Annotated in this window: 11 protein-coding genes, 1 tRNA gene and 1 pseudogene; 6 read left to right on the top strand and 7 right to left on the bottom strand. The window is 65.7% G+C overall.

Going from position 1 to position 7,819, the window contains the following annotated elements; translation table 11 throughout:
- On the bottom strand, window positions 1–83 hold an 83-nt coding region (locus tag VFA16_RS23735), incomplete at its 3' end, for a hypothetical protein (RefSeq protein ID WP_414687627.1).
- 111 nt (window positions 84–194) lie between these two features.
- On the opposite strand from VFA16_RS23735, the gene VFA16_RS03140 reads away from it, so the two are divergent.
- A tRNA-Arg gene (locus VFA16_RS03140) sits at window positions 195–267 on the top strand.
- Window positions 268–434: 167 nt separating this feature from the next.
- Here the strand turns inward: VFA16_RS03140 and VFA16_RS03145 are convergent.
- Window positions 435–812: pseudogene (locus VFA16_RS03145) on the bottom strand (hypothetical protein); the annotation flags it as partial.
- Between the two features lie 505 nt (window positions 813–1,317).
- On the opposite strand from VFA16_RS03145, the gene VFA16_RS03150 reads away from it, so the two are divergent.
- The 3 genes from VFA16_RS03150 to VFA16_RS03160 are packed head-to-tail and all read left to right on the top strand — an operon-like array spanning window position 1,318 to window position 2,703.
- Window positions 1,318–1,494, top strand: coding sequence for a CopG family transcriptional regulator (locus VFA16_RS03150; protein WP_324966415.1), 177 nt, complete (start codon window positions 1,318–1,320; stop codon window positions 1,492–1,494).
- Between the two features lies 1 nt (window position 1,495).
- Window positions 1,496–1,840 (top strand): VOC family protein, encoded by a 345-nt coding sequence (locus tag VFA16_RS03155; protein WP_324966416.1) that lies wholly within the window; start codon window positions 1,496–1,498, stop codon window positions 1,838–1,840.
- Between the two features lie 5 nt (window positions 1,841–1,845).
- Entirely contained in the window at window positions 1,846–2,703 is an 858-nt protein-coding gene (locus VFA16_RS03160; RefSeq protein WP_414687626.1) for a class I SAM-dependent methyltransferase, read from the top strand.
- Here the strand turns inward: VFA16_RS03160 and VFA16_RS03165 are convergent.
- Window positions 2,696–3,805 carry a sulfite oxidase gene (locus tag VFA16_RS03165; RefSeq protein ID WP_324966417.1) on the bottom strand — a complete coding sequence of 370 codons (1,110 nt, stop codon included), beginning with the start codon at window positions 3,803–3,805 and terminating at the stop codon, window positions 2,696–2,698. The genes VFA16_RS03160 and VFA16_RS03165 overlap by 8 nt on opposite strands.
- Before the next feature lie 160 nt (window positions 3,806–3,965).
- A complete protein-coding gene (locus VFA16_RS03170) occupies window positions 3,966–4,844 on the bottom strand; it encodes an LLM class flavin-dependent oxidoreductase (RefSeq protein WP_324966424.1) in 879 nt (292 codons plus the stop codon).
- Window positions 4,845–4,911: 67 nt separating this feature from the next.
- Between VFA16_RS03170 and VFA16_RS03175 the strand changes: the two genes are divergently transcribed.
- Window positions 4,912–5,325, top strand: a complete 414-nt coding sequence (locus tag VFA16_RS03175) for a VOC family protein (RefSeq protein ID WP_324966418.1) — start codon at window positions 4,912–4,914, stop codon at window positions 5,323–5,325.
- Window positions 5,326–5,438: 113 nt separating this feature from the next.
- The gene (locus VFA16_RS03180; protein WP_324966419.1) at window positions 5,439–5,828 is read left to right on the top strand and encodes a VOC family protein; all 390 of its coding nucleotides are present in this window, start codon (window positions 5,439–5,441) and stop codon (window positions 5,826–5,828) included.
- Here the strand turns inward: VFA16_RS03180 and VFA16_RS03185 are convergent, their stop codons facing one another.
- The 3 genes from VFA16_RS03185 to cysC form a co-directional block, all read right to left on the bottom strand.
- Window positions 5,829–6,311 carry an RrF2 family transcriptional regulator gene (locus tag VFA16_RS03185; protein ID WP_324966420.1) on the bottom strand — a complete coding sequence of 161 codons (483 nt, stop codon included), beginning with the start codon at window positions 6,309–6,311 and terminating at the stop codon, window positions 5,829–5,831.
- A 29-nt stretch (window positions 6,312–6,340) separates the two neighbouring features.
- The gene (locus tag VFA16_RS03190; protein ID WP_324966421.1) at window positions 6,341–7,069 is read right to left on the bottom strand and encodes a 3'(2'),5'-bisphosphate nucleotidase CysQ; all 729 of its coding nucleotides are present in this window, start codon (window positions 7,067–7,069) and stop codon (window positions 6,341–6,343) included.
- A partial coding sequence (gene cysC / locus VFA16_RS03195) for an adenylyl-sulfate kinase (RefSeq protein WP_324966422.1) occupies window positions 7,066–7,819 on the bottom strand: 754 nt, incomplete at its 5' end. The genes VFA16_RS03190 and cysC, both read right to left, overlap by 4 nt.

Consider the following 7,819-nt stretch of genomic DNA (forward strand, 5'->3'; position numbering starts at 1 on the left):
AACGCGGACGCGTCGAGACCACGCTCAGTCAGCACCGCGGCGGCGGTGGTACTGAGCAGCTGGGCCAGGTCGGCGGGGGTCACGAACGTCCATCCTATGGTCTGCGGCGGTCACGACCCGAATCCGCCGATGCCCGGCGGCTGCCGGGATGCGCTAGTCTGGCGGAGCCCAATGGCGCAGCATTTCCAGTGTGCGCCCCCGTAGCTCAGGGGATAGAGCGTCTGCCTCCGGAGCAGAAGGCCGCAGGTTCGAATCCTGCCGGGGGCACAGCCCTTACCTGCGCTGATCCCATTCCGGGTCACCCCAAACGTTCGAATCTGTTCTGTGGTGCGCAGACCGCCAAGCGATCTAAGTGCGCCGGTCGACCCGCTCCCGCGCTGGCGGTGGTTGCCTTGCGCTCATCGGCCCCGCCAGGCGAGCGCGTTTACGCGCCGTCAGTGCCCTGGCGCTTGGCCGCCACCGGACTGACCGACAGCGCCGTTGAGGCCGCCGATGAGCGTCTGTAGCTGTTTTTGTGCGTCCGACGGTGACGGAGTTGCTGGAGCGGGCGAGTCCGTCTTCTGCCAGGGTTGGCAGCCGTCCGTCTTGAATGCCTTGTCGCTCGGGTCGATCTGCACCACTTGCGGCTTTTTGGACATTGCGTTGTCAACTATGTCCTTGCCGTTCGGTCCGCCCAGCCGCTTCCAGTAGCACGTGCCTTTCCCGATAGGTCCCGCAGTGCTGTACGTCCCCGGTGCGATCTCGGTTCCCACCGCAAACGTGCCATCGTGATCAATGCCGGTCTTAGCGCCAGGTCCAGGCGGCGGCGCAGCGTTATCGGGCTTGGGCGCGGGCCCCGGTGGCGGCGCGGCGTTATGGGTCGCCGGGGCCGGCCCGGGTGGCGGCGCAGCGTTATGGGTCGTCGGGGCGGGCCCAGGCGGTGATCCAGCGTTATGGGTCGCCGGGGCCGGCCCAGGTGGCGGCCCAGCGCTGTGGGTTGTCGGCGCAGGCCCGGGCGGTGGCCCCGGGTTATGCGGATCGGCGCTGGCGATCCCCGCAGATCCTCCGCACGCCGCCAGAACGAGCGTCGCGGCGAAAATCGCTGTCTTCTTCGACCCCATCGGAAAGCACTTTCAGTCGGCTGCAGTTCGCGGTTTGTTCAAGTGCCTCAGCCCACGGCGCTTGCAACTACACGTTTCCATTGGTTCCGCCTGAATACGTCCGGGCCGCGCGGTCACAACGGCCATCAGGAGAACGGTCCCAGAACACGGCGGCAACCATGCGGATCAGAACGCTTTCGGCGTGTCGGGATCGTTGCTAAGATGCTAGCATCCTAGGGTGGCCGACGACGAGGTCAAGCAGTTCAACGTCTACCTGCCGCTCGGGCTGATCAAGCAGGTCAAACACCACGCCATCGAGGAGGGCCTGTCCCTGTCCGCCTTGGTCGCGGACGCGCTGCGCGGCTACCTCGACGCCCACGAGCAGAGACAGCAATCGAGCAGAAAGGAACCTTGAGATGGCGACCGACGGGATCGAAGCGGTGTTCTTGGAGACCCACAACTGGGGCAAGGCCGCCAAATTCTTCCAAGCGCTGGGTTTCGATTTGGAATTCGCGACCGACCACAACTCCGGGCAGCTCCGAAATGGCGAGGGACCTTATGTCTTCATCGCGGAAATTCCGCCGGACCGCGAGCCCCGAATGCAAGTCGTGCTCAAAGTGCCCGATGCCGGTGCTTTCGTTGCCGACCCGTCGCTCGACGTGGTGAAGCCGTTCGAGGACACCCATTTCGGCACCAGGGAGATGACCGTTCGTGACCCGGACGGGCGACTCTGGAGCCTGCAAGCTCCCGCAAAACGCTGAACGACATGGCAAAGCAACAAACCGAGGCGCCGGATGCCACCGCGGTGCGGGTGGCGCTCTGGCGCGCGATGCACGTGCAGGTCGACCCGCCGCCCCACGTCCTCGAGGACGACGTCGGCCTGCAGCTGGCGGCCCCAGACGACGGCTGGCGTCAGCGTCCGGACATGGACCCCCACGCTACGAGCGGTTTTCGGGCGGCCATTGTTGCCCGCGCTCGCTTTATCGAGGACCTGGTAACGGAACAAGCGGACCAAGGCGTCGCCCAGTACGTCATCTTAGGTGCCGGCCTGGACACCTTCGTCCAGCGCAGGACTGAAATCGCCTCACGGCTAAGGGTTTTCGAGGTGGACCAGCCTGGCCCCCAAGCCTGGAAGCGGCGGCGTTTGACCGAACTGGGCTACGGTATCCCCGACTGGCTGCGACTGGTGCCCGTCGATTTCGAAGCGGGCGAGCCCTGGTGGGAGCGTCTGGCCGCCGCCGGTTTCGATCCCAGACAGCCGGCGGTCGTCGTCTCCACCGGCGTCAGCATGTACCTCACCAAAGCCGCCAACTCGGCCACGCTGCGCCACCTCGCCAAGCTTGCACCCGGGTCGACGCTGGCCATGACCTTCCTACTCCCCCTCGAGCTCGTCGACGAGAAGGATCGCTTAGGCTTTCAGGCCAGCGAAAGAGGAGCGCGGTCCGCCGGAACTCCGTTCATCAGCTTCTATACCCCAACGGAAATGCTGGCGTTGGCCCGCGACGCGGGTTTTCAAGACGCCCGGCATGTTTCGGGCGCTCTGCTTTCGGAACGCTACTTCGCCGAACGCGGCAACGGCCTGCGCCCGTCAAGTGGAGAAGACATCCTGGTCGCCACTACTTGAGCGTCGCTCTACCGGGTTGCGTTACCTCAACGCGCACCTGCGCCCACGAGTTGTTGGCGTATCCCCTTGGATTCCATAGTGCTTTCGCCGATTGGGGTTGCGTCGCTCCGGTGGTGTCCCAGGCGCGGGCGGTCACGGCGAGCGGTCCCGGTTCGGTGTCCACGGTTAGCGACCAGTGCCGCCAGGCCCACGGGCTTCGCGCAGGCTCCAGTTTCGCTTGGCGCCAGCTGCGGCCCTTATCGAGCGACACCTCCACCCGGGCAACGCCGGCGCCCTCTCCGGCCAACGCATATCCGCGGATGTTCAGCGGACCCGCAGGGACTTGAGCACCGTCGTCCGGAACCAGGATGTCGCAATTCAGCGCCACGGAGGACAGCGAGCGGCCCGCCAACGGTCCGGCGGTGTGCGGGTCGCTGTCGGCGGGCAAGATCCGGTAGGCGACTGCCTGAAAGTAGTTCTGCGACGGTTCCTTTTGCACGGTAATGGCATCGACCCACTTGACGCTGCGGGCCCCGACGTATCCGGGCACGACTACCCGCACCGGGCCGCCGTGGATTCGCGGCAGCGCATGGCCGTTCATCTCCCACGCCAGCAGGACTTCCTCCGACATGGCTTTCGCCAGCGGAACAGAGCCACCAAACTGTTGGGCCGGTACAGCCAGCGGCGACACATCCGGACCAGTAAATGCGACGTGCAAGTCGTCATCACGGCGCGCTCCAGCGGCAGCCAGCACGTCGGCTAGCCGCACCCCAGACCACTCTGCGGTCGAGATCGCGCCGGAGCCCCACAGGTCCTCGCCGACTATCGCCCGAATCTCGTTGAGTCGTGACCGCCGATTGCCTGCGCATTGCAGTGTCGCGATCACGGTCCGGGTAGCAAATCTGCTTGTTAGCTCCGCCAGGCTCACGCTGAGCGGCTGACTCACCAGCCCGTTGACCTCCAGCCGCCATTCGCGGACCGGTATCTGGGGAACGGGACCGTGATTGCGGCAATAAAAGACGTCCAGTGGCGTGATCTCGTTGCGGGCCAACGCCGAGCCAGGCGGTTCGGCATTGAATGGCGATTGCGTGTGGACAATCATCGCCGGGCTCTTTCCCCACATCAGTCCCGGCTTCCCTCGGTCTCGTGCACGGCGGCAATGGCCTTATCGTGCGGCCTGGCTCTAGTTCGCGCCAATTTGCACTATCCCAGGTTCGGTGGTGGCCCGTATAGGAAGATGGGGCTCACGCTGTCTTCGAAAATCTGCGGTAGGACGCTGTGAGCTAAATGTCAGCAATCACGTCGGCGACGCGGCGGAGCTGGGCCAGATCGGAATTCGTTGGGATGAGCTGGATTTCGTCGGTACCGACCGCTTCGAACTTTCGCAGCACCGCAACCAGCTCGTCTTCGCCGCCGGCAAAACCGGTCGTCGGCGCCATCGCGTCGACATACTCGGCCGGTATCCAATTCATGTAGCGCCGAAGGTGGCGATGCACCTGTGCTCGGGCGTCCTCGCGGGATCCGATCGCAAACCAGAACGATGTCGCCAGGCGCGGTTTGGGCTTGCCGGCCTCAGCCCACGCCGCCCGCGCCACGTCGAACAGCTCATTTTGCTTGACGACGTCGAGATCCAGTGTGGTGCCGGCAAGCCCGTCAGCCCAAGCAGCGGCGTTGCGAATCGTCTTGGGTCCCATGGTGCCGACGAGCAGCGGAGGGCCACCGCGCTGGACCGGTGCTGGTCCCACCGGAAGCGTCGACCCCGTGATGTTCTCGCCCGCCCACACGCGTTTTATCACCGCCACACGCTCGGCCATGTCGCGGATTGTCTGCGTGCTCAGGTCAGCGCCGACCGCCTGATAGTCCTCGTGTCGGCCGCCCACGCCGAGGCCCACGGTGAGCCGTCCGCCACACAGCATGTCCCCGGTCGCCAGCGCCTTGGCGAGCATTACCGGGTCATGCAGCTGGGGCACGATCACCGTCGTCACCAGCCGTACCCGATCGGTCCAGGCAGCCAGGGCCCCCAGCAGGGTCAACGTTTCGGGATTGCCGAAGGCGATGCGCTCGCCCCAGCACAACGAGGAAAACGGGCCTTCGTCGATCGCGTGCGCCCAGTCCCGCAGCACGACGGCATCCAAGTCCGGTTCCATCACCGGCATGGTCATTGCGATGTGCACGACGGGATTGTGGCATGCGAGCAAGCGACCCCTTTTAACGTGGCAGCATGTTCACGTGGCCATCACCACAACTTCCATCGCGCACGTCCGGCTGACTGTCACCGATATCGAGCGCTCGCGACAGTTCTACGAAAGCGTTTTTGGTTGGCCGATTTTGCTGGAACTGCCTGACAACGCAGACGCGGCCACCCGCAAACAGCTGAGCTTCCTGTTCGGCGGTGTCATCTACGACCTGGGTGGGGCGCTGATTGGGCTGCGGCCGGTTGCCACCGGCACCTTCGACGAGGACCGCGTCGGGCTGGACCACATCGCCTTCCGCACGGGCAGTAAAGCCGAATTGGACGAAGCCGCTAGGCATCTCGAACAGCTCGGCATCAACCACGAGCCGGTCAAGGACATCGGGCCGTCCTACATCCTCGAGTTTCGCGACCCCGACAACATCGCGTTGGAGCTCACCGCACCCAAGTAATGCCCCGACGCCTGCCGCGCGAGCGGGCGCAGAATGCCAGCGTTCACGGCGTGTCGGTGTACAGACACGCCCGCTCGCGCAAGGTGGAAGAGAGTGGTTGACTGGCAAGAGCCATGAGTATCAGTTTCAACCACACCATCGTCGCGGCCCGCGACAAGAAAGAATCCGCGCAGTTTCTGACCGAGCTGTTCGGGCTACCCGACCCGGCCCCGGTGGGCCGGTTCATGGCCGTCACCCTCGAACACGGCGCCACCCTGGACTACGCCGATGCGCCCGACGGCGAGGAGATCAGGCCGCAACACTACGCATTCCTTGTTTCCGACGACGACTTCGACGCGATCTACGGCAGGATCTCGTCGCGCGGCATGGAACACTGGGCCGACCCACGCGGGGAACGCCCCGGGGAAATCAACCACAACCACGGTGGTCGCGGGGTGTACTTCCGCGATCCGTGCGGTCACCACCTCGAGATCCTCACCCGCCCCTACGGCTCGGGCGGCTGATCAGCCGGCGCTGCGCGGACCGTGCCGCTTGCTCTCCTGAGCGCGGTAATCGTCGGCGAGTTGCTTGACGTGCTTGGGCAGAGCGCCCGCGGCCACGTCGGCCAAAGTTGTTTCCTCCAATACCGAACGCATGCTCGCTCGCAGCGCCCGCCAGACGTCTGTCAGCGCCACCGTAGGCCCGGAATAAGGCAGGTCGCCCAACCCGATATCGCGCACACTGGCCAGCGGCCCGTCGATGCAGCGCAACACATCGGCGATGCTGATCTCGGTGCCGGGCCTGGCCAATTCATATCCGCCGTCGCGGCCGCGGTGGCTTCGGACAAGGCGGTCGGTGCGCAAATCGGAGAGGATGTCGACCAGAAACTGTGACGGTATGCCCTGGGCGTGCGCCAGTTCGTCGGTCTTGATCAGCTGGCCGCTGTCGACGGCGGCGAGCTGGATCATCGCCCGAACGGCGTATTCCGCCTTGGCCGACATGCGCACCCTGTGATTCTGCCACCGGCGGAGCGGCGCTATCCGGTGACGGCCAAGACCGCGTCGGCGTGCTCGGGCCGGCACACCAGGATGTCTGGAAGCAGCGGATCGGCCTGGTTGTACGCCAGCGCCGAGCCGTCGATGCGGGAAGTGTGCAGGCCGGCGGCGCGGGCTACCGCGACCGGTGCAGCCGAGTCCCATTCGTATTGCCCGCCGGCGTGGACGTAGACGTCGACCAGTCCCTGGATGATCGCGGCGACTTTCGCGCCCGCCGAGCCCAGCTCCACAAGCGTGCCGGCGAGTTGTTCTTGCACCCGCAGCGCGATCGCGGGCGGGCGGGTGCGTGACACCACGATGCGCGGCCGGCCAGCGTGTGCCGGCGGCGTCGTGACCTTCGGTGTGGCCAGCGTCGTCCTCTGCGCCGGCAGGGCAACCGCGCCGGCGACCAGTTCCCCGGACTCCCACAGCGCCACATGCACTGCCCAGTCCACACGGCCCAACTCCGAAAACTCCCGTGTGCCGTCCAACGGGTCGACGATCCACACCCGCTCGGCCCCTAACCGCACCGCGTCGTCGTCGCCTTCTTCGGACAGCACCGCATCCCCTGGCCGCTCGCTTGCCAGTGCCTCCATCAAGAAGTCGTGAGACCGCTTGTCGCCCGCGGCTTTTCGTTCGGCCGGGGACGCGTCGGCCAGCTCCTGGCGCACCGTCAACAGCAGCTCTCCCGCCTGGGTGGCCAACCGGGCGGCCAGCTCGTGATCGGTCACCGCCGCGACTCGATCAGGTCAATGACGTCCTGGGCCAGCTCGTCGAGGCTGCGGTCCGGAGTGAGCCGCAGGTCTGGATTCCTGGGCCGCTGGTAGGGACTGTCAATGCCGGTGAAATGCGTGATCTCGCCCGCGCGGGCTTTGGCGTAGAGGCCTTTGGGATCGCGCCTTTCGCAGTCCTCCAGTGGGGTGTCGCAGAAGACCTCGAAAAAGTCGATGCCCGCGTCGGCGTGCACCCGGCGAGCGAGCTCGCGGTGCTCTTCCAGCGGGCTGATCGCCGGCACCAGCACGGTCTGGCCGCAATCGGCCAGCAGTACCGCCACATGGGCTAGCCGACGCAGGTTTTCCGCCCGGTCGGCCATAGAAAACCCCAAGTCGGCGTTGAGGCCATGTCGCAGGTTGTCACCGTCGAGAACGTAAGCAGCAACGCCCTTTTCAAGCAGCTTGCGCTCGACCAGCATGGCCACCGACGACTTGCCCGCTCCGGACAGGCCGGTGAACCACACGGTGCGCCCGCGTCCGGTGAGCCGGTCGTCGGCGGTCACCAACGACTTGTGCCGTACGGTGTTCGGGCTTGGTGTGCGGGCCGAGAAGTCGCGCAACACCATGCCGGCAGCCACAGTGCCGTTGGTAACGGGATCGATGAGGATGAAAGACCCTGTGCTGGTGTTGCGGGTGTACTCGTCGAGCAGCAGAGGTACCGGGGTACGCAGCGTGATGCGGCCAAGTTCGTTGAGCCTCAACGCTGTC

The sequence above is a fragment of the Mycobacterium sp. genome (assembly GCF_035653355.1).
Classification (GTDB): Bacteria; Actinomycetota; Actinomycetes; order Mycobacteriales; family Mycobacteriaceae; genus Mycobacterium.